We start from the raw sequence: 24,757 nt of genomic DNA on the forward strand, positions 1-24,757 counted from the left end.
AACCACCCCGGACGGCATGGTTCGCCGGACTGGTGTCCGGGCGGTCGGCGGCGGGACCGCGAAAGCCCGGATTCCCGGCCCGCTTCAGGCCTCGTTCCGGGCATCGACTCGGGCATCGACTCGGGCACGGGCATCGATTCCGGACTCCGGATCCGTGCGGGCGCGTACGTCAGCCGGGGACCGCCAGTTCGAACCACACCGTCTTGCCCGTGCCGCCGGGCCGGCTCCCCCAGCGGCGCGAGGAGGAGGCGACCAGTTGCAGCCCGCGGCCGTTCTCGTCATCGGGCCGGGCGGCACGTTCGCGGGGCGGGTCCGGCACCGGGTCGGAGACCTCCACGAGCAGCATCCCGGGGAGACCGGCGGGCCGCACCAGGCGGACTCCGATGGGACCGGTGGCGTGCCGCAGGGCGTTCGTCACGAGCTCGCTGACCAGCAGGGCGGCGACGTCGACGAGGCTGTCGAGGCCCCAGCGGCACAACTGCCCCCGTACCGCGGCGCGTGCGGCGCGCACCGCGCCGGGTTCCGCGGGGAACGTCCACCCGGAGCAGTCGCCTTCGGTGTCGATCACGCCGATCACTTCCCAGGTCGGCGAAGCACACCCACGTCCGATTAAGGGGTGTTGATGGTGACATACCCGGTATGCGGCGCGAAGTACCGTGCGGGACGGCGCACAGTGGTGCCGAGGGTGCACGGAGAGCGCGCGGGAGGGCGCGACGGCGATCGCGGGAGAGAGTGGCGGCGATGAGGTGACGGCGGCGACGGGGCGACGGCGACGGCGATCAGTGCGGGTCGGCCGCCACCGTCCCCGGCGGCTCCACGGATCCGCCGCCCAGCCGCGCGGCCACCTCCCGTACCGCCGGGACGTCCTGGTCGAGCCAGTCGACGTCCCAGATCTCCTCCGGCGCGAGCCAGCGCAGGCCGTCGTGGTCCTGGAGGGGGGCGGGAGGAGCGGAGACGGGCTCCAGACGGGCGGTCCACACCTGCAGGGCGTAGGGCGGCCTCAGCGGCCACTCCCCCGGGACGCGCTCCAGGGCTCTCGCGTCGACGCCTAGTTCCTCGCGCAGTTCGCGGACGAGGGCCTCCTCGGGACGCTCGCCCGGCTCCACCTTGCCGCCGGGCAGTTCCCAGCGCCCGGCGAGTTCGGGGGGCGCGCTGCGGCGTGCGGCGAGCAGGCGGCCGCCGTCCAGGAGGGCGGCTCCGACCACCACGATCCGTTCCGTCATGCGCGGGAGCCTACGGGAGCGGTCGGGGCGTCGGTTCCGTGCGCCGTCGCCGTGCTAGGCGATGCGTTCGACCCAGTAGAGCTGCTTGTGGCCGCGGCTGTCGAGGCTGTCCGCGATCTTCTGGGCCTCGGCTCGGGTCGCGTACCGGCCGACGCGGTAGCGATTGCCGTTGTCGTCCTGGCGTATGACGAGCCAGGGCAGAGAGACCGTGCTGTCGTTCATCGCGCCCCACGCCCCCTTCTCGCCCCGGCCGGGCCGGATCCCGTCCGTGGCGCGACCCTCGTCCCGCCCTGTGAGGAAACCGCAATCCGCATATGCCCGAGCGTACGCCCAACCTTTACGGAGCGAATACGGCTTTTCACAAACAGGTACGCAACCAGCCAACGCGCAGGGGGCGCACGGAACCGAACGCGCCGCCCGCCCATCGCGATGTCTCCGGTCGGCGCGCTGCCGGGTACCCGGCGGGCGACCTGCGGGAACGCGCGAGAACGACCGGATTACGACGGCTCGCGGGCGGCCGCGCGGCGGGCCGTTTCCGGGGGCAACTGCCAGGGGGGTGTGCGCTGTCACCGCAAAGGTGTGCGCCACTTCACCCCGGGCCCGGGCGGCGCCCGCCGGCGCACCGGGGCCGGGCGGCCCCGGCAGCACAGCGGACGGCGGCTCCGGCACCCCGTCCGGGACAGCGGCACCGGCATCACGGCGGACGGCGCCCCCGCCCCCACCGGCAGGGGCGGGCGGCTATCTCACCGGCAGGTGGTAGGAGACCCGGTAGCGGTCGGCGGGGATGACCACGTCCGCCGTCTCGACCGCGCGGCCGGAGGCGTAGTAGGTGCGCTGGACGACCAGGACGACGTGCCCCGGTACGCCGCCCAGGGCGAGGAGCTCCTCCGCGAGGCCGGGACGGGCGCCGACGTCCTCGGTGACGTTGTCCACGACGACGTCGATGGCGCGCATGCGCTCGACCACGCCCATGCCGCCGAGCGGCCCCTCCTCGGGCAGCATGACGGGCGTGCGGCCGGTGACCGCGAGGGGCTCCCAGGAGGTGGAGAGCATCATCGCCTCGCCCGCCTCCCGGAACACGTACCTGGTGCGCATCACTCGGTCGCCGGGCTTGATGCCGAGCCGCTCCGCCACGGCCCGGCCGGCCTCCACCTGCTCACTGCCGGACTCCCAGGTGCCACGCGCCCGGGCGTCCGCCTGCTCCTGCCGGAACGGGGTCGCACCGGACTCCGGGCGGTACCCGGAGCGGGCGATCCGGCGCGGCACCGGCCGCTCGCGCACGTAGGTCCCCGAACCGGAGCGGCCCTCGACCAGGCCCTCCGCCATCAGCACCTTGCGCGCCTCCAGCGCGACGGTGTCGGAGACGCCGTACTCCTCGCGGATGCGGGCCTGGGACGGGAGGCGGGTGTGCGGTGGCAGCGAGCCGTCGACGATCTGCTTGCGGAGATCGCCCGCGACCCGCAGGTACGCAGGCTGCTCACCGAATGTCACTGGCCGCTCCCATCAGCTTGTACAGACAGCAACAGCGTGGCAACCATCAGTTGTCCTGTGCAAGCAAAGGCCAGGGAATCACTCGAAGTGATGACTTATCCCGGGGAAGGGCTTTACGCAGGCGGTTTCTCCCCGCTATGGACGCGATCACACGTTCAGGCCGCCGTCGCTTCCCCCGGTGCCCCCGTCCTCGCCGTCCTCCTCGTACGCGGGCGGCCTGGTGACCAGCCCCAGAGCATTGCGGGCGGTGACGGTCGCGGCGCCGTCGACGTACGAGTAGGCGGTGTCGTAGTGCTCGTAGAAGGTGTCCGCGTCGGCTGCGGTCGCTGCCGCCGTCCACTCCTTGCCCGCCTTGCCCATGTCCTTGACCAGGGCGGCGACGGGCTCGCGGGCGCCGGTCCGCCAGGTGTGCCCGTCCAGCGCCCCGGCCTGCTCGGCGGTCGCGTCGGCGACGTCGCCGGCCCAGGTCCTGTTGGCGTCCAGGTCCTCCTCGGCGTAGTCCTCGGGCTCCTCGTAGAGCGCGTCGTCGAGGGCGTTCATCGCCTCGAGGAAGGCCAGCTGGTCGACGGTCAGGGTCGTGGCGTCGGAGCGCAGCGAGCCGGTCAGCGGGGACCGCTCGTCGGTGTGGGTGAAGACGCAGACGATCTGGCGGTCGCCCCACTCCCAGCTCTCACGGGTGGGCGTGAGGTGGTAGACGTCGATCTCCTCGGTCAGCGCCCAGGTGTCCATCGTGTACTCGGCCTCGAGGGTGTGGCACTCGTCCTCGGCCTCGTCCGCCACTCGGTCGTCGCCCGGGTAACTCCCGTCGGCCAGCGGGACGGTGCCGAACACCTCGCCCTCGTGCTCGCCGGCGCAGTCCACGGTGTCGACGTCGTAGACGTCCCCGCCGACGGAGTCGCCCGGCACGTCGAAGCAGTCGCCCTTGACCAGGGAGAGGCTGGAGTTGCCCCGCGCGCCCTCCTTGAAGCCCTCCCAGAAGGAGGAGGCGCCCCCCGTGGCGAGCGCCAGCACCCACAGCGCGAGCCCGAGCGAGGACAGCACGGCCCCGCCGATCGCCATGCCCGAGCCGCGCTCCCCGCGCTTCCTGATCTGCACCAGCGCGATGATCCCGAGCACCAGGCCGACGGCCGGCAGGAAGCACAGCACGCCCAGGACGAGCGCGGCGATCGCGACCCCGTTGACCGGCGCGGGCCGGTTGAGGGGCAGGTACCCCTGCCCCCAGACCGCGTACGGCGCCCCCGCGTACGGTCCCTGGGGCGCCTGCGGGCCGTACGGCTGCTGCGGATACGGGCCCGGCCCCTGCGGCTGCGGAGGCCCGTACGGGTCCTGAGGCTGCTGGGGCCCGGAGGGCGGGGGTATGGACACGAGTACCGTGCTCCTGGATCGGACGGGGCGGGCGGGTCGGACAGGGCGGGCCGCGCGGGCTGCACGCCGTGCTGCGGAACTGACGTACGAGTGCGCATGGTAAGCGCGGTGCGAGCGGGGGCGGTACGGCGGTCGCGAACACGACGATCCGGGCGGTGAACGCGCTTGCCTCCCCGTGGGCGGGGAGGCCGGGGCCCCGGCCTCCCCGGCCGGGCGCGCCACCGGGCCGAAGGCACTCGACGGCACCGGCACGCCGTCCGTCCGCCGCTCGGCCGAGGGGGCACATGACGACGGGCCGGGTGCCGGGGCGGACGGGCTCGCCCTCGCCCGCCGCCACCCGGCGTCCCCCGTTACGGGCACTCGGCGGGTACGGACGTCATGAGAACGCCGGGAGGCGCGTCACTCCCGCCACATGCGCTCCACCCCGCCGTTGCACGGCCGGACGACCCGTCAGAAAGCCCCGGACCGCCCCGGCACGGGAACCCGTCCCAACACGGGAACAGCAAGGGGCCGGCTCCCGAAAAAGCCGGCCCCCGGTGTCACCTCACCCGCTCACACGTTGAAGCGGAACTCCACCACGTCCCCGTCCTGCATCACGTAGTCCTTGCCCTCCATGCGGGCCTTGCCCTTGGCTCGGGCCTCGGCGACCGAGCCGGTCTCCACCAGGTCGGCGAAGGAGATGACCTCCGCCTTGATGAAGCCCTTCTGGAAGTCGGTGTGGATGACGCCGGCGGCCTCGGGAGCGGTGGCGCCCTTCTTGATCGTCCAGGCGCGGGATTCCTTGGGGCCGGCCGTGAGGTAGGTCTGCAGGCCCAGGGTGTCGAAGCCGACGCGGGCGAGGGTGGTCAGGCCCGGTTCCTCGGCACCGACCGACTCCAGCAGCTCCATGGCGTCGGCCTCGTCGAGTTCGGCGAGGTCCTGCTCCAGCTTGGCGTTGAGGAAGATCGCCTCGGCGGGGGCGACCAGGGCCCGCTGCTCGTCCTTGAAGTCCTCGTCCATCAGCTCGTCCTCGTCGACGTTGAAGACGTAGAGGAAGGGCTTGGTGGTGAGCAGGTGCAGGTCGTGCAGCAGTTCGTTGCGCTCGGTGCCCTGGACGATCCCGTGCGAGAAGAGCGTGTCGCCCCTCTCCAGGATCTCCTTGGCCTCCTCGACGGCCTTCACCTTCGGGCCGATGTCCTTCTTGATGCGCGACTCCTTCTGGAGCCGGGGAAGGACCTTCTCGACGGTCTGGAGGTCGGCGAGGATCAGCTCGGTGTTGATCGTCTCGATGTCGTCCTTCGGCGAGACCTTGCCGTCGACGTGCACGACGTTCTCGTCCTTGAAGGCGCGGATGACCTGGCAGATCGCGTCGGACTCGCGGATGTTCGCCAGGAACTTGTTGCCCAGGCCCTCACCCTCGGACGCGCCGCGCACGATGCCCGCGATGTCGACGAAGTCGACCGTCGCCGGGAGGATCCGCTGCGAGCCGAAGATCTCCGCGAGCTTGGTGAGCCGGGCGTCGGGGACGCCCACGACACCCACGTTCGGCTCGATCGTGGCGAACGGGTAGTTGGCCGCCAGCACGTCGTTCTTGGTCAGGGCGTTGAACAGGGTCGACTTGCCGACATTCGGCAGACCGACGATTCCGATCGTGAGCGACACGTTGCGACTTCCCGTAGTGAGAGGGCCAGGGGGCCAGAGGGCTGGCCGATCCACCAGTTTACGGCGTGCCCGCGCCCGCCCCGGCGGACCTGTCGAACGCTTGGCCAAGGTCGTCCCTCCGGCGTGTCCCGTGCCCGATTCAGCACATAAACCGACCTAAGTTGGACCGGTGGAGCAACACAGGACGCGACCCCCGCAGAACGGAACGCGACGCGGCGGCCCGCCCCTGCCGCCGCAGACCGGCCGCGGCGGGGCCGGCGGCGCCCGCCGCGGGAGGGGGCCGCTGGGCGCCGGCCGGGGAGACGCGCCGCGGGGTTCCGATGCCGGTGCGCCCCGCGGCTCAGGGCCCGGTGCGCCCCGCGGCTCAGGTCCCGGTGCGCCCCGCGGGTCGGGGCCCGGTGCGCCGCCCCGGTCCGGCGGTGCGCCGCGGCTCCCGAAGCCGGCCCGCGCACCTGCTTCGCTCCCGCGCCCGGCAACGGCCCGGCGGCTGCCGAATCCCCGGCTCACCGGTCTCGGCACCGGCCTGTTCAGCACGCTGCTGATGCTGACGCTCGGCTGGCTCGACCTGCTGCTGGGTGCCTCGCAGACGGCGTACGGCGTGCTGTTCCTGCCGGTGTGCGTGCTGTGCGGGCTGTGGGTGCGGCGGGCCGACCTGCTCGCCGCGCCCGTCGTGGTGCCGATCGCCTTCGCCGTGGGCGTCCTGCCGCTGGCGAAGGACGGCGACGGACCCGGCGCCCGGCTGATGGCGCTGGCCACCGCCCTGGCCACCCAGGTGGGCTGGCTGTACGGCGGCACGCTCCTGGCCGCGCTGACCGTGCTGGTGCGCCGGGTGGTCCTGGTGGCCCGGCGCCGGGCCGTCGCCCGCCGCCAGGTGTGCTGTTCGGCGGTGGCTCCGGCCCCGGTGGGCGGGGCCGGGCAGGACCGCTAGCGGCTCTCCTTCGCCGCCCGCATCGCCGCGCCGACGATCCCCGCGTTGTTCTGGAGCTGCGCCGGGACGATCTCGGCCTTGATGCCGTCGATGTGGTGCAGGAACTTCTCGGACTTGCGGCTGACGCCGCCGCCGATGATGAACAGCTCGGGCGAGAAGAGCATCTCGACGTGCGCGAGGTACTTCTGGACCCGGCGCGCCCAGTGCTCCCAGGTCAGCTCCTCGTCCTCCCTGGCCTTGCTGGAGGCGCGCTTCTCCGCGTCGTGGCCGTGCAGTTCGAGGTGGCCCAGTTCGGTGTTGGGGACGAGGACTCCGTCCACGAAGACGGCACTGCCGATACCGGTGCCGAAGGTGAGGAGGATGACCGTGCCCCGGCGGTCGCGACCGGCGCCGAAGGCGACCTCGGCGACACCCGCCGCGTCGGCGTCGTTGACCACCGTCACCGGCAGCCCGCCCAGCCGCTCGCCGAACAGGGCGCGCGCGTCCGTGTCGATCCAGCTCTTGTCGACGTTGGCCGCCGTACGGATCGTGGAGCCGCCGGTGACCACGCCCGGGAAGGTCAGGCCGACCGGGCCCGTCCAGCCGAAGTTCTCGATCACCTGCCGCACGCCGTCGGCGACGCCGTCGGGCGTCGCCGGTTGCGGGGTGAGCACCTTGAAGCGCTCCTGGGCGAGGTCGCCCCTGTCCAGGTCCACAGGGGCGCCCTTGATCCCGGATCCACCGATGTCCACGCCGAAGATCTGCATGGCCCCACGGTACGACGGCGGACGGGCCGTCACTCGCCCGAGGTCGCCGCCGGGCCGCTCCCGCCCCGCCCGGCCACCAGCGCGGCGGCCTCCTCGCGCAGGTCGCGGCGGAGTTCCTTGGGCAGCGAGAAGACGATGTGCTCGTCGGCGGCCTTCACCAGCTCCACGTCGCCGTAGCCGCGCTCGCCGAGCCAGCCGAGGACCTCCTCGACGAGGACCTCGGGGACGGAGGCGCCGGAGGTGACACCGACCGTCGTCACCCCTTCCAGCCACGCCTCGTCGATCTCGCTCGCGAAGTCCACCAGGTAGGCCTCGCGGGCACCGGCGAGCTTGGCGACCTCGACGAGCCGCTTGGAGTTCGAGGAGTTGCGCGAGCCGACGACGATCACCAGCTCCGCCTCGGCGCCCATCTGCTTCACCGCGAGCTGACGGTTCTGCGTGGCGTAGCAGATGTCGTCGCTGGGCGGGGAGATGAGCTGCGGGAACTTGTCCTTGAGGGCGTCGACGGTCTCCATCGTCTCGTCGACGGAGAGGGTGGTCTGCGACAGCCAGACGACCCTGGAGGGGTCGCGGACCTCGACCTTGGCGACGTCCTCGGGCCCGTCGACGAGCTGGATGTGGTCGGGGGCCTCGCCGGAGGTGCCGATTACCTCCTCGTGGCCCTCGTGGCCGATCAGCAGGATGTCGTAGTCCTCGGCGGCGAACCGGACGGCTTCCTTGTGGACCTTCGTGACGAGCGGGCAGGTCGCGTCGATGGTGGCCAGCCGGCCGCGCTCGGCCTCCTGGTGGACGACCGGGGCGACGCCGTGCGCCGAGAACATGACGATGTTGCCCGGCGGGACCTCCTCCGTCCGTTCGACGAAGACGGCGCCCTTCTTCTCCAGGGTCTGCACGACGTACTTGTTGTGGACGATCTCGTGCCGGACGTAGACGGGAGCGCCGTACTGCTCCAGGGCTTTCTCGACGGCGATCACGGCGCGGTCCACTCCCGCGCAGTAGCCCCGGGGGGCGGCGAGCAGGACACGGCGGCCAGACGAAGCGGTCATGCGTCCCATCGTAAGGCCGGGCCCGACGGCCCGGAGATCGCGTACGGGTCCCGGGCCGACGGGGCCGCCGGGTGCGGGGTGTTGTCGGCGCCGGCCACTACCCTCGCGGCATGGCTGTCAATACGTCCGCCGAGGCCCCGCTGCCCGTAGGCGAGGTCTCGCGGCTCATCGGCGGGTGGATCGAGCGGCTCGGCGCGGTGTGGGTCGAGGGGCAGATCACCCAGTTGTCGCGGCGCCCCGGCGCGGGCGTCGTGTTCCTGACGCTGCGCGACCCGTCGCGCGACGTCTCCGTGAGCGTGACCTGCTTCCGGCAGGTCTTCGACGCGGTGGCGGACGTCGTCGGCGAGGGCGCCCGCGTCGTCGTGCACGCCAAGCCGGAGTGGTACGCCCCGCGCGGGCAGCTGTCGCTGCGGGCCGTCGAGATACGGCCCGTGGGTGTCGGGGAGCTGCTGGCCCGGCTGGAGCAGCTGAAGCGGTCGCTGGCGGCCGAGGGGCTGTTCGCCGCCGAGCGGAAGAAGCCGCTGCCCTTCCTGCCGCAGCTCGTCGGACTGGTGTGCGGGCGGGCCTCGGCCGCGGAGCGGGACGTGCTGGAGAACGCCCGGCGCCGCTGGCCCGCCGTCCGCTTCGAGGTGCGCAACGTCGCGGTGCAGGGCGTGCACGCCGTGGCCCAGGTCGTCCAGGCCGTGCAGGAGCTGGACGACCTGGAGGACGTGGACGTGATCGTCGTCGCGCGCGGGGGCGGCAGCGTGGAGGATCTGCTGCCGTTCTCCGACGAGCAGCTGGTGCGGGCGGTGGCGGCCTGCCGTACGCCGGTGGTGTCGGCGATCGGGCACGAGCCCGACAACCCGCTGCTGGACCATGTGGCCGACCTGCGGGCCTCCACGCCGACCGACGCGGCGAAGAAGGTGGTGCCGGACGTCGGCGAGGAGCTGGAGCGGGTGCGGACGCTGCGCGGCCGGGCGAGGAGGTGCGTTGAGGCGTTCGTGGAGCGCGAGGAGCGCGGGCTGGACCACGCGCTCGGCCGGCCGGCGCTGCGGGATCCGCACCGGATGGTCGACGAGCGCGCGGACCACGTCTCCTCGCTGGTCGACCGCTCGCGGCGGACGCTCGGGCACCTCCTGGACCGCGCCGACTCCGAGCTGTCGCACACGCACGCGCGCGTGGTGGGCCTCTCCCCCGCGGCGACGCTGAAGCGGGGGTACGCGGTGCTGCAGAGGGCCGACGGTCACGTGGTCCGGGATCCGGGCGAGGTGGCGGCGGACGAGGCGCTCCGGGCGCGGGTCGCCGCAGGTGAGTTCACGGTTCGAGTCGACGATCAGGGAATGGGTGCATGACGGGCAGGACGGACGAGGCGCTGGGGTACGAGCAGGCGCGCGACGAGCTGATCGAGGTGGTGCGCCGCCTGGAGGCCGGGGGAACGACGCTGGAGGAGTCCCTCGCCCTGTGGGAGCGCGGGGAGGAGCTGGCCAAGGTGTGCCGGCGCTGGCTGGAGGGCGCGCGGGCCCGGCTGGACGCGGCGCTCACCGAGGAGGAGGAAGAGGGGGCCGCCCAGGAGGAGTAGGCGGGGGCGCGGGCCGGGGCGGAGGGAGCCGGCCGGTGACCGCGGGTGTGAAGCGGGTCACTGACACCCGGGGTTTTGTTGAAAGTTGAATTTCCTTGGCGTACCGTCGAGCACGTCAACCGGCCCCGACCCGGGCCACCGACGCACACTTCGAGGAAGATCCCCCATGTCTCTCGTTCTTGACCCCGCCGCCCAGGACCTGCTGTTCCGCGAGGCCCACACCGCCAACACCTTCACCGACGAGCCGGTGACGGAGGAGCAGGTCCAGGCGATCTACGACCTGGTCAAGTTCGGTCCCACCGCCTTCAACCAGACCCCGCTGCGCGTCACCCTGGTCCGTTCCGCCGAGGCCCGCGAGCGCCTCGTGCAGCACATGGCCGAGGGCAACCGGGCCAAGACCGCCACCGCGCCGCTGGTCGCGATCCTCTCCGCGGACAACGAGTTCCACGAGGAGCTGCCGACCCTGTTCCCGGCGTTCCCGCAGGCCAAGGACGTCTTCTTCGCCGAGCGTCCGGCCCGTGAGGGCTCCGCCACGCTGAACTCCGCCCTCCAGGCCGCCTACTTCATCGTCGGCGTCCGCGCCGCCGGTCTCGCCGCCGGCCCGATGACCGGCTTCGACGCCGAGGGCATCCGCAAGGAGTTCCTGGACGACGACCACACCCCGCTGATCGTCGTCAACATCGGCAAGCCGGGCGAGGGCGCCTCCTACCCGCGCTCCCCGCGCCTGTCGTACGAGCAGGTCTTCACCACCGTCTGAGACACGGGAACCCGTCCGAGACGCGAGACCCCGGTCCCGACCGCACCCCGAGCACGACGAAGGCACCCGGCCGATCGGCCGGGTGCCTTCGTCGTGCTCGGGGTGCGGTCGGGGGCTCACGCCGGCTTCAGCGCGCCCGCCATCTCGGCCAGCCGGGCGAACGACGCCGTACCCGCGACGACCGTGGTGGCGCCGTCGGTGCCCTCCAGCACCAGGGCGTCGTAACGGCCGCCGGTGTAGCGGGTCCAGGTGCGGCCGCCGATCTCCTCGGTCGTCTTCGTCTCACGGGCACCCTGGCTCGCGTCGTCGACGAACGGGGCGCGCGCCTGAGTCGACTGCTCCACCGCCACGTACTCCCCGTCGGGAGAGTGGAAGCCGAGGTGCCAGGAGTCGAACTCGGCGCCGTCGAAGCGCACCGAGGTCGGTTTCCAGTCCGAGGACAGCCCCTCGGGCGCGGCCACCGGGTACGAGGCCGCGCGGCGCGCCGTCAGCAGCTCCACGCGGTAGTCGACCCGCTTCACGTCGGGAGCGGCACTGTCGTCGTGCGGGATGAAGAAGTACATCACCAGACCGGCGATCATGATCAGGCCCAGCGAGAGCACCATGTCCCGGACCGTCTGCATCTTGCTTTTCGAACCTGCCACGCCCCTATCGTCGCAGGTGCCGGGTGCGCTCATCCGTGGGGCCCCCTGCTCATTTTGTCGTACTGACGATAGAGTCGAGCCGAACCCTCATCCGGCCGTCGTCGTATCAGAAAGGTGCGCTCCGATGACCGAGCATCATCACCTGCCGTCCGAACTCGATGTCCCCTCCGAGGCCCCGGACCGCAACCTCGCCCTGGAACTGGTCCGGGTGACCGAAGCCGCCGCCATGGCCGCGGGCCGCTGGGTGGGACGCGGCGACAAGAACGGCGCCGACGGCGCCGCGGTGCGCGCGATGCGGACCCTTGTCTCCACCGTCTCGATGAACGGCGTCGTCGTCATCGGCGAGGGCGAGAAGGACGAAGCCCCGATGCTCTTCAACGGCGAGCGCGTCGGTGACGGCACCGGACCCGAGGTCGACATCGCCGTCGACCCGATCGACGGCACCACGCTGACGGCCAAGGGCATGCCGAACGCGATCGCCGTCCTCGCGGCCACCGAGCGCGGCGCCATGTTCGACCCGTCCGCCGTGTTCTACATGGACAAGCTGGTCACCGGCCCCGAAGCCGCCGACTTCGTCGACATCGACGCCCCCGTGTCGGTGAACATCCGCCGGGTCGCCAAGGCCAAGCGGGCCACCCCGGAGGACGTCACCGTCGTCATCCTGGACCGGCCGCGGCACGCGGGGATCATCGACGAGATCCGCCGGACCGGCGCCCGCATCAAGCTCATCTCCGACGGTGACGTCGCCGGTTCCATCCTCGCGCTGCGCGAGGGCACGGGCGTCGACCTGCTCCTCGGCGTCGGCGGCACCCCGGAGGGCATCATCTCGGCCTGCGCCGTGAAGTGCCTGGGCGGCACCATCCAGGGCAAGCTGTGGCCGAAGGACGAGGAGGAGCGGCGGCGGGCGATCGACGCCGGACACGACCTCGACCGCGTGCTGACCACCGAGGACCTGGTGACCGGGGAGAACGTGTTCTTCGTCGCCACCGGCATCACGGACGGCGAGTTGCTGCGGGGCGTGCGGTACCGGTCCGAGACGGCCGTCACCGATTCGATCGTGATGCGGTCGAAGTCGGGGACGGTGCGCAGGATCGACTCCGAGCACCGGCTGAGCAAGCTGCGGGCCTACAGCGCGATCGACTTCGACCGGGCGAAGTAGCCCCGCGGCCCGCCGGACGGGACCGCGGGCGGCGGGCGCGTGCGAGCCCGCCGCGGCCGGCCGCGCCCATGCGGCAGAGCCGCGCGTCGATCCGGCCCCGCGCCCCCCGGGGCTCGGCGGCCGCCCCGTCGAAAAGGGCGCCCCCGGTGCGGTGGGGGCGCCCTTTTCCCGTGGGCGTCGTTCCAGCCGGCTGCTAGCCGGCTGCCGCTATGCGGTCCGCCGGTCTGGCAGCCTTCTTCAGCTCCACGTCCCGGCGACGGCGGCGGGCCAGGGCCACCCGGCGTTCCGCCGCGGTCAGGCCGCCCCAGACGCCGTAGGGCTCCGGTTGCAGCAGGGCGTGTTCCCTGCACTCCACCATCACCGGGCAGCGCGCGCAGACCCGCTTGGCCGCCTCCTCGCGGGACAGGCGGGCCGCGGTGGGCTCCTTGGAGGGGGCGAAGAACAGGCCTGCCTCGTCGCGCCGGCACACCGCTTCGGTGTGCCATGGCGCGTCCTGGTCCCTGTCTCGCGCCGGCAACAGCTGGGCCGGCACGGCAGCGACCTGGGACGAATGCGGCGATTGCAGCACGGTCTACTCCTGACGACGGCTTCGCGAGCGAGAGACGATGCAGCAAGGCCTACCCGCTGTGCGTGCGCCTATGCACTGAGTTGACGGCCGCCGCCGTCGCGGCCGTCAACGGTCCAGGTGCTTGCGCACACTCCTGTCGACCTTGCGGTGGACCCGGTCGAGGATGTCCGCGACGATCTTGCCGCGCCTGGGCCGGGCCTCGACGCTGCCGAGGACGGACCAGCCGTCGACGTAGACGACGGGGGCGCCGGGGTCGGGCGAGTCGAGGGTGTGCACCTCGAAGGTGCCCAGGACGCCGCCGCCGCTGCCGCGCAGCGACACGTTCTCCGGGACGCGGATGTCGACGCTGCCGAAGACCGAGAACGCCTTGACGACGACCTGCTGGTACTCGAAGACCGCCTCGCTCAGGTCGATCTCGACGCTGCCGAAGACCGCGTACGCGTGGATACGGCGGCCCGCGCGCCAGCGGCCCCTGCGGACGGCGGCGCTGAAGACCGCGACCAGGCTGTCGTCCGGATCGGCCGGGACGGCTCCGGCCGTCGGGCGGTCGGGGGCCGGGACGGGGGACGAGGCGGGCGGCCGGTGCGCGGCGGGCAGGTCCCGGATGAACGCGTCCAGTTCGCCGACCGTCTTCGCGGCCAGCACGCCCTCGACGCGCTCGGCGTGCTCGTCGGCGGTGAGACGCCCCTCGGCGAGAGCCTCGCGCAGGATGTCGGCGATGCGGTCGCGGTCGGCGTCCGAGGCACGCAACTCGCTCACCGCGGCGCGCGGTCGGTTCTGCTTCTCAAGGTCCACGACAGCAGCGTACCGAAACACGATAGATCGCGATAGCCCTCCTCCGCGGCCGGCCGGCGCCGAACTGAGCCTTACCTCACAGGCTCGCCGCCGACCGCAGGTCCTACGCTGGTGGACGCTTGCCAATGGAGGCCGGCCGTGCTGTCTGTCGAGTGAGGAATGGGCGAGATGCCTGAGTTCGCGTACACCGATCTGCTCCCCATGGGAGAGGACACCACCCCCTACCGGCTGGTGACCTCCGAGGGTGTCTCCACCTTCGAGGCCGACGGGCGGACGTTCCTCAAGGTGGAGCCGGAGGCGCTGCGCAAGCTCGCCGAGGAGGCGATCCACGACATCCAGCACTACCTGCGCCCGGCCCACCTCGCGCAGCTGCGCCGGATCGTCGACGACCCCGAGGCGTCGGCCAACGACAAGTTCGTCGCGCTGGACCTGCTGAAGAACGCCAACATCGCGGCCGCCGGCGTGCTGCCCATGTGCCAGGACACCGGCACGGCGATCGTCATGGGCAAGCGCGGCCAGAACGTCCTCACCGAGGGCGGCGACGAGGAGGCCCTCAGCCGGGGCATCTACGACGCCTACCTCAACCTCAACCTGCGCTACTCGCAGATGGCTCCGCTCACCATGTGGGAGGAGAAGAACACCGGCTCCAACCTGCCGGCCCAGATCGAGCTGTACGCCACCGACGGCGGCGCCTACAAGTTCCTCTTCATGGCGAAGGGCGGCGGCAGCGCCAACAAGTCCTTCCTCTACCAGGAGACGAAGGCCGTCCTGAACGAGGCCTCCATGATGAAGTTCCTGGAGGAGAAGATCCGCTCCCTCGGTACGGCCGCCTGCCCGCCTTACCACCTGGCGATCGTGGTCGGCGGCACCTCCGCCGAGTACGCGCTCAAGACCGCCAAGTACGCCTCCGCGCACTACCTGGACGAGATCCCCGCCGAGGGCTCGCCGCTCGGGCACGGCTTCCGGGACAAGGAGCTGGAGGAGAAGGTCTTCGAGCTGACGCAGAGGATCGGGATCGGCGCGCAGTTCGGGGGCAAGTACTTCTGCCACGACGTGCGGGTCGTGCGGCTTCCGCGGCACGGGGCCTCGTGCCCCGTCGCGATCGCCGTGTCCTGCTCCGCCGACCGGCAGGCCGTCGCGAAGATCACCGCCGAGGGCGTCTTCCTGGAGCAGCTCGAGACCGACCCGGCACGGTTCCTGCCGGACACGACGGACGAGCACCTGGACGAGTCCTCCGACGTGGTGAGGATCGACCTGAACCAGCCGATGGACACGATCCTCGCCGAGCTGACCAAGTACCCGGTGAAGACCCGGCTGTCGCTCACCGGTCCGCTCGTCGTGGCCCGCGACATCGCGCACGCCAAGATCAAGGAACGCCTCGACGCCGGCGAGGAGATGCCGCAGTACCTGAAGGACCACCCGGTGTACTACGCCGGTCCGGCCAAGACGCCCGAGGGCTACGCGTCCGGCTCCTTCGGCCCGACGACGGCCGGCCGCATGGACTCCTACGTCGAGCAGTTCCAGGCCGCCGGCGGCTCCAAGGTCATGCTCGCCAAGGGCAACCGCAGCAAGCAGGTCACCGACGCGTGCGGCACCCACGGCGGCTTCTACCTCGGCTCCATCGGCGGCCCGGCCGCCCGGCTCGCCCAGGACTGCATCAAGAAGGTCGAGGTCGTCGAGTACGAGGAACTCGGCATGGAGGCGGTCTGGAAGATCGAGGTCGAGGACTTCCCGGCGTTCGTCGTGGTGGACGACAAGGGCAACGACTTCTTCCAGGATCCCGCTCCGGCGCCGACGTTCACGAGCATCCCGGTGCGGGGGCCGGGGCTGGCGTAGGGCCACGGGGGGCGGCGGGGTGTTCTCGCCACCGCCGCCCCTTCCCGACCCGTCCCCGGGGGCTCCGCCCCGGACCCCCGCTCCCCGGACGCCGGAAGGGCTGGATCAGCCGCCCCGGAACAACCCGGCCGCCCCGTTCGCTGTACCCCGTATGACCGAATACCGCACCGAGCACGACTCCATGGGCGAAGTCCGCGTCCCGGCGGACGCCAAGTGGCGGGCCCAGACCCAGCGGGCCGTCGAGAACTTCCCCGTCTCGGGGCAGCGCATCGAGCGCGCCCACATCGAGGCGCTGGCCCGGATCAAGGGTGCCGCCGCGAAGGTGAACGCCGAGCTGGGCGTGCTCGACGAGGAGATCGCCCGGGCGATCCAGGAGGCGGCCGGCGAGGTCGCCGAGGGCAGGTGGGACGAGCACTTCCCCGTCGACGTGTTCCAGACCGGGTCCGGGACGTCGTCGAACATGAACGCCAACGAGGTCGTCGCCACCCTGGCGACCGAGCGGCTCGGCCGGGACGTCCACCCGAACGACCACGTGAACGCCTCGCAGTCGTCCAACGACGTCTTCCCGTCGTCGATCCACATCGCCGCCACCGCCGCCGTCACCCGTGACCTGATCCCCGCCCTGGAGCACCTGGCCGCCTCCCTGGAGCGCAAGGCGGAGGAGTTCTCCGACGTGGTGAAGTCGGGGCGCACCCACCTCATGGACGCCACGCCCGTGACCCTGGGGCAGGAGTTCGGCGGGTACGCCGCGCAGGTGCGGTACGGCGTCGAACGGCTGACGGCCTCCCTCCCCCGGCTCGCCGAACTGCCGCTGGGCGGCACGGCGGTGGGGACGGGCATCAACACGCCGCCCGGTTTCTCCGCGGCCGTCATCGAGGAGGTCGCCCGGGTCACGGGGCTGCCGCTGACGGAGGCGCGCGACCACTTCGAGGCGCAGGGCGCGCGCGACGGCATCGTGGAGACCAGCGGGCAGCTGCGGACGATCGCCGTGGGACTGACGAAGATCGCCAACGATCTGCGGTGGATGGCTTCGGGACCGCGGACCGGGCTGGCGGAGATCTCGCTGCCCGACCTGCAGCCGGGGTCCTCGATCATGCCGGGCAAGGTCAACCCGGTGATCCCGGAGGCGGTGCTGATGGTGGCCGCGCAGGTCGTCGGGAACGACGCCACCGTGGCGACGGCGGGCGCGGCCGGCAACTTCGAGCTGAACGTGATGCTGCCGGTCATCGCCAAGAACGTGCTGGAGTCGGTCCGGCTGCTCGCCAACGTGTCGCGGCTGCTGGCCGACCGGACCGTGGACGGGATCGTCGCCCACCGCGAACGCGCCCGCGAGTACGCCGAGTCGTCGCCGTCGGTCGTCACCCCGCTGAACAAGTACATCGGGTACGAGGAGGCCGCGAAGGTCGCCAAGAGGGCGCTGGCGCAGCGCCGGACGATCCGCGAGACGGTGCTCGACGGCGGGTACGTGGAGCGCGGTGACCTCACGCTCCGGCAGCTCGACGAGGCGCTCGATGTCCTGCGGATGACACGGCCGTAACCTTTCGCGGCCGGCGCGAGAACCGTGACGCGTACCGCGGCGTCGTATGTCCATGGCACCTAATATCTGTGCATGGCAGACGGTGGAGCGGTGAGGCGCGTGGGAACGGGTGGGGCGGCGGGCTTCTGGCGGGCCGGGGACCAGATCCTGTGGCGGTACCGGGAGAACGGCGGCGCGGGTGTCCACATCGCCCGCCCCGTCACCGTCGTCCGGGACGACGAGGAGCTGCTCGCCGTGTGGCTGGCCCCCGGCACCCAGTGCGTCAGACCCGTGCTCGCCGACGGCACTCCCCCGCACCAGGAGCCGCTGCGCACGCGCTACACCAAGCCGCGGACGGTGGTGCCGGGCCGCTGGTTCGGCACCGGTGTGCTGAAGCTGGCCCGGCCCGGCGAGCCCTGGTCGGTGTGGTTGTTCTGGGAGCCGGGCTGGCAGTTCAAGAACTGGTACGTCAACTTCGAGGAGCCGCTGGTCCGCTGGGACGGCGGGGTGGACTCCGAGGACCACTTCCTGGACCTGTGCGTCTATCCCGACCGCTCCTGGGGCTGGCGCGACGAGGACGAGTTCGCGCAGGCTCAGCAGGACGGACTGATGGACGTGTCGGTGGCCGAGCGGGTCCGGGAGGCCGGCCGGTCGGCGGTGGAGGTGGTCCGTGCCTGGGGCGCGCCGTTCGCCGACGGCTGGGAGGACTGGCGCCCGGATCCGGCCTGGAGCGTACCGTCGTTGCCGCAGGACTGGCATCGAACGCCTGCGCGCCTGTCCACATGAGACCCTTGCCGCGCCCCCGGGCGGCAAACGTAGGATCGTCCTCCGCAAGGGCGCTCCCACCGTAACTCCCGGATCGGGCGCCAGGTCTGACCGAACGTCACCGAGGGGCGGCAGGACGTGAGCGAGGGGTACGAGGGCAGTACCGGCAGGGGCCGCGGTGGGCCCACCGGTGGCACAGGAACAGCCTCTGACCACGCGGAGAATCCGTTCCGGGGACACGTATTCCGGGTATCGGATTCTCTGCGGGACCGACTGCACGCGCGGCGCGCAGCCCCGGACGGACGGATTCGACACGCGTGACGGAGCAGCCCACCTCCTACGAACGCCCTCAGGGCGTGGACCCCACGGACGACCGCGGGGCGCTCCTGCGTGCCCAGGAGTCCGCGCCCGGGGCCGCCGCCTTACCGCCCGCCGACCGGGCCCGTACCGACGGCACCCCGGGCACCACCGCGCCGGGCGGCCCGGCGCCCTGCCCCCAGGGGAAGGATCAGGCCGTTTCCGACGCCGAGCACTCACAGCCCGCGGTGGCCGCCGAGCCGGACGCGCACCGGCCGCGCCCCGCGCCCGAGGCCGTACCGCTGCAGCCGGGCGCCGAGACGCGCCCGGACGGCCGGGACCGGCGTACCGGGCAGGCGCCCGTGTCCGGCCGGCAGCCCACGCCGATGCGGCGGGACGGCGACCGGCTGCGCTTCGTGGGCGCGGCGACCCGGCGGATCGCCCGCGGCCTGGACCTGGACGAGATCGTGATGGGGCTGTGCCGGGCCACCGTGCCGACCTTCTCCGACGCGATCCTGGTCTACCTGCGTGATCCGCTGCCGGTCGGCGACGAGCGGCCGGTCGCCGACCGGGTCGTGCTGCGGCTGCGGCGCACCGACCGCATCCCCGAGGAGCGCGAACCCGAGCCCGGGTTCGCGCAGCTCGGTCTGCCGCCCCCCGAGGCGCCGGAGCTGTCGGAGTTGTCGGCGGCGATCGCGGAACTGTGCGAGGTGCGTCCGGGCGGGGCCCTCGCGGAGGTGCTGCGGGGGGTGCGTCCGGTGTTCGCGGACACCCCGGCGGCGACCGCCGCGCTGCCCGAACTCCTCGGGCCCGACAGCCGGCTGGACGTTCCGGGCGGCCAGCGGGCGATCCTCGCGCCGTTGCGCGGCCGGCGCCGGGTGATCGGGGCCGCGGTGTTCATCCGCCGCCCCGAACGCATCCCGTTCGACGCGGACGACCTGCTGGTGGCCGCGCAGCTCGCCACGCACAGTGCCCTGGGCATCGACAAGGCGGTGCTGTACGACCGGGAGGCGTACATCGCCGACGAGCTCCAGCGCACGATGCTGCCGGAGACCCTGCCGCGGCCCACGGGCGTGCGGCTGGCCTCCCGCTACCTGCCCGCGGCGGAGACCGCGCGGGTGGGCGGCGACTGGTACGACGCGATCCCGCTGCCGGGCAGCCGCGTCGCCCTGGTGGTGGGTGACGTCATGGGTCACTCCATGACCAGCGCCGCCATCATGGGCCAGCTCCGCACGACGGCCCAGACGCTGGCCGGGCTGGACCTGCCCCCGCAGGAGGTCCTGCACCACCTGGACGAGCAGGCCCAGCGTCTGGGCACCGACCGCATGGCGACCTGCCTCTACGCCGTCTACGACCCGGTGGCGCACCGCATCACCATCGCCAACGCCGGTCATCCCCCGCCCATCCTGTTGCACCTGGGCGGCCGGGCCGAGGTGCTGCGGGTGCCGCCGGGCGCCCCGATCGGGGTGGGCGGCGTCGACTTCGAGGCCGTCGAGCTGGACGCGCCCGCCGGTGCCACCCTGCTGCTGTACACGGACGGTCTGGTGGAGTCGCGGCTGCGGGACGTGGCGACCGGCATAGAGCAGCTGCGCGAGAAGCTCGCCGCGACCGCGCAGCTGACCGGTCCCGACCATCCGCCGCCGTTGGAGGCGCTGTGCGACGAGGTCCTCGACATGCTCGGTCCCGGCGACCGGGACGACGACATCGCGCTGCTCGCCGCCCGCTTCGACGGGATCGCGCCCAGTGATGTCGCGTACTGGTTCCTGGAGCCGGAGGACGCGGCTCCGGGGCGGGCCCGGCGTCTCGCCCGGCGGGCGCTGGCCCGCTGGGGCATGGAGGAGATGACGGACTCCGTCGAGCTGCTGGTGAGCGAGGTGGTGACCAACGCGGTGCGGTACGCCACCCGGCCGGTGTCGCTGCGGTTGCTGCGCACCGACGTGCTGCGCTGCGAGGTCGGCGACGACGTGCCGCAGCTGCCCCGGCTGCGGCAGGCCCGTGCCACCGACGAGGGCGGCCGCGGGCTGTACCTGGTGAACCGGCTGGCCCGGCGGTGGGGGGCGACCCGGTTGAGCACCGGGAAGGTGGTCTGGTTCGAGCTGAACCAGGGCGCGTAGGCCGCCCCGGCGGCAGGACAGCGGTACGACGGCGGAGGGGGGGGGCCCCCGGCGGGGGGGGGGCCCCCCCCCCGGCGGGGCCCCCCCCCCCCCGGGGTGGCGCCCCGGGGGGGCCCGGGGGGGGGGGGGGGGGGGGGGGGGGGCGCCCGGGGGGGGGGGCCCCCCGGGGGGGGGGCCCGGGGGCCCGGGGGGGGGGGGGCCCGGGCGGGGGGGGGGGGGCCCCCCCTCCGCGTCGTTCTCCGCCCCCGCTATTGGTCGCCGAACTGCGGATCCAGCGGGTTCTCGGGTTCGCCGGTCGTCGGCGCCCCCGTGGTCGGTGTCTCCGACGGGGTCTGCGTGGTCGGGGTCTCCGACGGGGTCTGCGTGGTCGGTGTCTCCGACGGGGTCTGCGTCTTCGACGGCTTGCTCGACGAGGGTGTCGTGCTCGGTGTCTCCGAGGGTTCCGGCGGCGGCGACGGTGAGGGGCTCGTGGTGACGGTGGGCTGGACCGCCGCGCCCTGGTCGGTCTCCAGGTCGAACCTGCTGACCTTGCTCGAGACGCCGAAGGTGTACGCCGCCCAGATCCGCGCCGGGTAGCCACCGCCGTTGACGCGGCCCTTGCCGGGGAGCAGGCCGGTCGCCCCGGTCATGGTGACCTGGGGGTGCGGCGGCTGGGCGGACTCGCCGAACAGGCCGACCGAGGTGACCAGGTCGGGCGTGTAGCCGGTGAACCAGGCGGACTTGTTGTCGTCGGACGTGCCCGTCTTGCCCGCGACCTTCTGGCCGTTGCGCAGGGGGTTGTCCCGCACGGACTCCTGGGCCGTGCCGTCGTCGACCACGCCGGTGAGCACCGAGGTGACCGTGTCGGCGGCCTCGCGGCTGATGACCTGCTCGCCGATCGGGTCGGCCGGCTTCACCGCGTGGACGCTGTTCTCCGCCGACTTGATGAGCGTCGGGGTGACCTTCCTGCCGTGGTTGTCGAGGGTCGCGTAGACGCCGGCCATCTGCAGCGGGCTCGCGCCCATGGTGCCGAGGGTCTGCGCGGGCACGGCCTTCAGGTCCGTGGTGTCCATGCCGAGGTCGGAGGCGGTCTTGAGGACCTTGTCCATGCCGACGTCGACGCCCAGCTGGGCGAAGACGGAGTTGACGGACTTGTTCATCGCCGTCTGGACGGTGACGTCGCCGTAGTCGACGTCGTCCTCGTTCTCCGGGGCGAAGCCGATGTCGCTGCCGACGACGGGGCGCTTGCTGGTGCCGTCGTAGACCGTGTTCACGCTGATCTTCTGGTCGTCCTGGGTCACCGCGCCCTGGTCCAGGGCGGCGGCCAGGATCACCGGCTTGAAGGTGGAGGCGGGCTGGTAGTCGGTGCGGGTGGCGTTGTTCGTGTAGTGCTTGACGTAGTCCACACCGCCGTACATCGCCACGACCGCGCCCGTCTTCGGGTTCACCGAGACGGCGCCCGCCTGGATGTCGCCGTCGACCGGGCGCTTCTTCGCGTCCAGCTTGCTGGTCAGCTGTTCCTTGACGGACTTCTCCAGCGCCCTCTGCTTCTTCTTGTCGACGTTGAGGGTGATGTTCCAGCCGCCGGCGCTGACCATCGCCTCGGCCTCCTGGCTGCTGTCGGCGACGCCCTGTTCGACGAGCTGCCTCTGCAGCTCGCTGTTGGCCGCCTTCACCAGGTAGCCGACCTGGCCCTCCTGGCCGGGGGCGGGCTTGGGCTCCTCGGGGACCGGGAACTCCATGGCGTCGCGCTTGGTCTTGTCCAGCCAGTCCTCCTCGACCATGTTGTCGAGGACGTAGTTCCAGCGCTGCTTGACCAGTTTCTTGCCGGTGTCGCTGGCGGAGGTCCAGTCGTACTGGCTGGGGGCCTGGAGCAGGGCCGCGAGGTAGGCGCCCTGGGGGACGGTGAGCTCGTCGGCGTCGACGCGGTAGTAGGCCTGGGCCGCCGCCTGGATGCCGTAGGCGCCGCGGCCGTAGTAACTGGAGTTGATGTAGCCGGCCAGGATGTAGTCCTTGGACTTCTCCCGGTCCAGCTTGAGGGAGATGACCAGTTCCTTGAGCTTGCGGGTGACCGTCTGTTCCTGGGTCAGGTAGTAGTTCTTGACGTACTGCTGCGTGATCGTCGAACCACCCTGGGCACCCCTGCCCATGACCGTGTTGAGGACGCCGCGCGCGGTGCCCTTCAGGTCGACGCCGGCGTCGTCGTAGAAGGTCTTGTTCTCGGCGGCGACGAAGGTGTGCTGGACGTCCTTGGGGACGTCGGAGAGGTCGACGTTCTCGCGGTTGAGCTTGCCGTCGCGGGCCAGCAGGTTGCCGTCGCTGTACTTGTAGACGTTGCTCTGGAGCTGGGCGTCGGCGTTGGCGGTGTCCGGGATCGGTGTCGTCATGTACAGGACGATGAAGGCGCCGATGACGAGCACGCAGAAGCCCAGGAAACCGCCGAGCATCTTCTTCCAGGTGAACAGCCTGCGTATGCGGCCCTTGCCGCCCTCGGTCCCCCCGCCGCCCTTCCCCGCGCCGCGGCGGGCCGCCGCGCGCCCGCCGGCCGCGGTGCGCGTCGCACCCTGCGCCGACGGCACGGCGTCGGTGCGCGACTCGGGGGCCGCCGTCCGCGACGAGCGGTTCCCGGGCGCCGCGCGACGACCACCACGCTGTCGCGCTCGTCTCTCTTCCGCTCGTCCCATGAGTCCGCTCGCTCCGCTTCCTACTCGGCAGTCGCACCAGTGCCCGGAGGCAGGTCAGCTCAGAAAGCTAACACCGCTCTCTGTGACGAACGGGTCTCGATCCGGCCCCACGGGGGCGTGAGAATCAGCACCCCCGACGGGGGAACCGGCGCACCGTTCCACCGGAACCGACGCCCGAGGGCCGTCAAGGGTTGCCACCGCACGATAAAGTGATATCACTTAGATAGACATCAGCTCATCCGCGGGCGGCCGGCGGACCACCGGTCCGTCCGCCCGCGAGGAACGGGGGGACCCATGTCCACGAACGAGTCCACGCACGACCCGTCGGCCACCGCCGACGTGCCCGAGATGCCCGCCCCGCGGGTGCGCGAGTTCCCGGCCCGCAGCGTGGGCGGCGGCCTCGCACTGCTGTCCGGCCTGGTCGGACTGCTGGCCGGCGCCGCCCTGGTCGCCGCCGCCACCACCGTGACCGCGGCCGGCGGCAAGGCCGCGCTCATCACCGGCGGCGTCCTCGTCGCGCTCGCCGCGTTCCTCGCGATGTGCGGGCTGAACACGGTGGCGCCGGGCGAGGCCCGCGTGGTGCAGCTGTTCGGGCGCTACCGGGGGACCATCCGTGAGGACGGCCTGCGCTGGGTGAACCCCTTCACCTCCCGCGAGAAGATCTCGACCCGCGTCCGCAACCACGAGACCGCCGTCCTCAAGGTCAACGACGCCTACGGCAACCCCATCGAGCTGGCCGCGGTCGTCGTGTGGAAGGTGCAGGACACCGCGCAGGCCTCCTTCGAGGTGGACGACTTCGTGGAGTTCGTCTCCACCCAGACCGAGGCCGCGGTCCGGCACATAGCCATCGAGTACCCCTACGACGCCCACGACGAGGACGGGCTCTCGCTGCGCGGCAACGCCGAGGAGATCACCGAGAAGCTCGCCGTCGAGCTGCACGCGCGCGTGGCGGCCGCCGGTGTGCGGATCATCGAGTCCCGTTTCACGCACCTCGCCTACGCCCCGGAGATCGCCTCCGCGATGCTCCAGCGGCAGCAGGCCGGCGCGGTGGTCGCGGCGCGGCGCGAGATCGTGGACGGCGCGGTCGGCATGGTGGAGGCGGCGCTCGGCAGGATCGCCGAGCAGGGCATCGTGGAGCTGGACGAGGAACGGAAGGCGGCGATGGTGTCCAACCTGATGGTGGTGCTGTGCGGGGACCGGGCACCGCAGCCGGTGCTCAACGCGGGGACGCTCTACCAGTGACCCCACCCGAGGAGGGGGCCGCCCCTCGGCGTCGGCCGCAGCAGCGCAAGCAGGTGCTGCTGCGGCTCGATCCGCTGGTGCACGACGCGCTGGCCCGGTGGGCCTCCGACGAACTGCGGTCGGCGAACGCGCAGATCGAGTTCCTGCTGCGGAGGGCGTTGAAGGAGGCGGGCAGGCTGCCCGGGGAGGCCGGCCCCCTGCCCCGCCGGGGACGCCCTCCGGGCCCTGCCGGAGGCTCCGCCCCGGGACCTCCGCCGGCCTGACCGCCCGGACACCCCGAAGCGGAGGCCCGTCGGGCCGGTCTCGGCATCCGGCCGCCGCGCACCGGACGGCCACACGCCGGACAGCCACGCGCCGGGCCGTCGCACACCGGACCGCCGCGCACCGGACCGCCGTGGAC

23 protein-coding genes are annotated in these 24,757 nt (G+C 72.4%); 11 read left to right on the forward strand and 12 right to left on the reverse strand.

Features of this window, described 5'->3' with window-relative positions; genetic code table 11:
• Positions 1-169: 169 nt before the first annotated feature.
• From ACGFQC_RS06510 to ychF, 6 genes are all read right to left on the reverse strand, one after another.
• On the reverse strand, positions 170-577 hold the full coding sequence (locus ACGFQC_RS06510; protein WP_363092447.1) for an ATP-binding protein: 408 nt from the start codon (positions 575-577) through the stop codon (positions 170-172).
• 202 nt (positions 578-779) lie between these two features.
• Positions 780-1,223 carry a (deoxy)nucleoside triphosphate pyrophosphohydrolase gene (locus tag ACGFQC_RS06515; protein WP_363092446.1) on the reverse strand — a complete coding sequence of 148 codons (444 nt, stop codon included), beginning with the start codon at positions 1,221-1,223 and terminating at the stop codon, positions 780-782.
• Between the two features lie 54 nt (positions 1,224-1,277).
• On the reverse strand, positions 1,278-1,445 hold the full coding sequence (locus ACGFQC_RS06520; RefSeq protein WP_363092445.1) for an SPOR domain-containing protein: 168 nt from the start codon (positions 1,443-1,445) through the stop codon (positions 1,278-1,280).
• Positions 1,446-1,961: 516 nt separating this feature from the next.
• Positions 1,962-2,714, reverse strand: a complete 753-nt coding sequence (locus tag ACGFQC_RS06525; RefSeq protein ID WP_363092444.1) for a GntR family transcriptional regulator — start codon at positions 2,712-2,714, stop codon at positions 1,962-1,964.
• Positions 2,715-2,861: 147 nt separating this feature from the next.
• Positions 2,862-4,079 (reverse strand): DUF4190 domain-containing protein, encoded by a 1,218-nt coding sequence (locus ACGFQC_RS06530; protein ID WP_363092443.1) that lies wholly within the window; start codon positions 4,077-4,079, stop codon positions 2,862-2,864.
• A 552-nt stretch (positions 4,080-4,631) separates the two neighbouring features.
• The gene (gene ychF / locus ACGFQC_RS06535) at positions 4,632-5,720 is read right to left on the reverse strand and encodes a redox-regulated ATPase YchF (RefSeq protein WP_363092442.1); all 1,089 of its coding nucleotides are present in this window, start codon (positions 5,718-5,720) and stop codon (positions 4,632-4,634) included.
• A gap of 541 nt (positions 5,721-6,261) precedes the next feature.
• Between ychF and ACGFQC_RS06540 the strand changes: the two genes are divergently transcribed.
• On the forward strand, positions 6,262-6,648 hold the full coding sequence (locus ACGFQC_RS06540) for a DUF6542 domain-containing protein (RefSeq protein ID WP_363092441.1): 387 nt from the start codon (positions 6,262-6,264) through the stop codon (positions 6,646-6,648).
• Here the strand turns inward: ACGFQC_RS06540 and ppgK are convergent.
• Positions 6,645-7,394, reverse strand: a complete 750-nt coding sequence (gene ppgK / locus ACGFQC_RS06545; protein ID WP_363092440.1) for a polyphosphate--glucose phosphotransferase — start codon at positions 7,392-7,394, stop codon at positions 6,645-6,647. The two genes, ACGFQC_RS06540 and ppgK, sit on opposite strands and share 4 nt — an antisense overlap.
• 29 nt (positions 7,395-7,423) lie before the next feature.
• Entirely contained in the window at positions 7,424-8,449 is a 1,026-nt protein-coding gene (locus tag ACGFQC_RS06550) for a 4-hydroxy-3-methylbut-2-enyl diphosphate reductase (protein ID WP_363092439.1), read from the reverse strand.
• A gap of 101 nt (positions 8,450-8,550) precedes the next feature.
• On the opposite strand from ACGFQC_RS06550, the gene xseA reads away from it, so the two are divergent.
• The 3 genes from xseA (at position 8,551) to ACGFQC_RS06565 (ending at position 10,758) form a co-directional block, all read left to right on the forward strand.
• Positions 8,551-9,774, forward strand: coding sequence for an exodeoxyribonuclease VII large subunit (xseA, locus tag ACGFQC_RS06555; protein ID WP_363092438.1), 1,224 nt, complete (start codon positions 8,551-8,553; stop codon positions 9,772-9,774).
• A complete protein-coding gene (locus ACGFQC_RS06560; protein WP_363092437.1) occupies positions 9,771-10,001 on the forward strand; it encodes an exodeoxyribonuclease VII small subunit in 231 nt (76 codons plus the stop codon). The genes xseA and ACGFQC_RS06560 overlap by 4 nt, the downstream gene beginning before the upstream one ends.
• 166 nt (positions 10,002-10,167) lie before the next feature.
• Entirely contained in the window at positions 10,168-10,758 is a 591-nt protein-coding gene (locus ACGFQC_RS06565) for a malonic semialdehyde reductase (protein ID WP_363092436.1), read from the forward strand.
• A gap of 116 nt (positions 10,759-10,874) precedes the next feature.
• Here the strand turns inward: ACGFQC_RS06565 and ACGFQC_RS06570 are convergent, their stop codons facing one another.
• Positions 10,875-11,402 carry a DUF4245 domain-containing protein gene (locus tag ACGFQC_RS06570; RefSeq protein WP_363093087.1) on the reverse strand — a complete coding sequence of 176 codons (528 nt, stop codon included), beginning with the start codon at positions 11,400-11,402 and terminating at the stop codon, positions 10,875-10,877.
• 124 nt (positions 11,403-11,526) lie between these two features.
• On the opposite strand from ACGFQC_RS06570, the gene glpX reads away from it, so the two are divergent.
• The gene (gene glpX / locus ACGFQC_RS06575; protein ID WP_363093088.1) at positions 11,527-12,561 is read left to right on the forward strand and encodes a class II fructose-bisphosphatase; all 1,035 of its coding nucleotides are present in this window, start codon (positions 11,527-11,529) and stop codon (positions 12,559-12,561) included.
• 193 nt (positions 12,562-12,754) lie between these two features.
• On the opposite strand, the gene ACGFQC_RS06580 is transcribed toward glpX, so the two are convergent.
• Positions 12,755-13,129 (reverse strand): WhiB family transcriptional regulator, encoded by a 375-nt coding sequence (locus tag ACGFQC_RS06580; RefSeq protein ID WP_363093089.1) that lies wholly within the window; start codon positions 13,127-13,129, stop codon positions 12,755-12,757.
• A gap of 105 nt (positions 13,130-13,234) precedes the next feature.
• The gene (locus ACGFQC_RS06585) at positions 13,235-13,924 is read right to left on the reverse strand and encodes a DUF1707 domain-containing protein (RefSeq protein WP_363093090.1); all 690 of its coding nucleotides are present in this window, start codon (positions 13,922-13,924) and stop codon (positions 13,235-13,237) included.
• A 168-nt stretch (positions 13,925-14,092) separates the two neighbouring features.
• Here ACGFQC_RS06585 and ACGFQC_RS06590 point away from each other — a divergent pair, with 168 nt between their 5' ends.
• The 4 genes from ACGFQC_RS06590 (at position 14,093) to ACGFQC_RS06605 (ending at position 20,452) form a co-directional block, all read left to right on the forward strand.
• On the forward strand, positions 14,093-15,760 hold the full coding sequence (locus ACGFQC_RS06590; RefSeq protein WP_363093091.1) for a fumarate hydratase: 1,668 nt from the start codon (positions 14,093-14,095) through the stop codon (positions 15,758-15,760).
• Positions 15,761-15,911: 151 nt separating this feature from the next.
• On the forward strand, positions 15,912-17,297 hold the full coding sequence (locus ACGFQC_RS06595) for a class II fumarate hydratase (RefSeq protein ID WP_363093092.1): 1,386 nt from the start codon (positions 15,912-15,914) through the stop codon (positions 17,295-17,297).
• 72 nt (positions 17,298-17,369) lie between these two features.
• Positions 17,370-18,062: a DUF402 domain-containing protein gene (locus ACGFQC_RS06600; protein ID WP_363093093.1), complete on the forward strand. Its 693-nt coding sequence runs from the start codon at positions 17,370-17,372 to the stop codon at positions 18,060-18,062.
• Positions 18,063-18,358: 296 nt separating this feature from the next.
• Positions 18,359-20,452: a SpoIIE family protein phosphatase gene (locus ACGFQC_RS06605; protein ID WP_363093094.1), complete on the forward strand. Its 2,094-nt coding sequence runs from the start codon at positions 18,359-18,361 to the stop codon at positions 20,450-20,452.
• A gap of 248 nt (positions 20,453-20,700) precedes the next feature.
• Here ACGFQC_RS06605 and ACGFQC_RS06610 read toward each other — a convergent pair whose 3' ends face one another.
• Entirely contained in the window at positions 20,701-23,115 is a 2,415-nt protein-coding gene (locus ACGFQC_RS06610) for a transglycosylase domain-containing protein (protein WP_363092578.1), read from the reverse strand.
• Between the two features lie 294 nt (positions 23,116-23,409).
• On the opposite strand from ACGFQC_RS06610, the gene ACGFQC_RS06615 reads away from it, so the two are divergent.
• Complete coding sequence (locus ACGFQC_RS06615) at positions 23,410-24,357, forward strand: SPFH domain-containing protein (RefSeq protein WP_363092579.1); 948 nt, start codon at positions 23,410-23,412, stop codon at positions 24,355-24,357.
• Positions 24,354-24,620, forward strand: coding sequence for a hypothetical protein (locus ACGFQC_RS06620; RefSeq protein WP_363092580.1), 267 nt, complete (start codon positions 24,354-24,356; stop codon positions 24,618-24,620). Before ACGFQC_RS06615 ends, ACGFQC_RS06620 begins: the two co-directional genes overlap by 4 nt.
• Positions 24,621-24,757: the final 137 nt, after the last annotated feature.

The organism is Streptomyces sp. NPDC048734 (assembly GCF_043198675.1).
Lineage (GTDB): Bacteria > Actinomycetota > Actinomycetes > Streptomycetales > Streptomycetaceae > Streptomyces.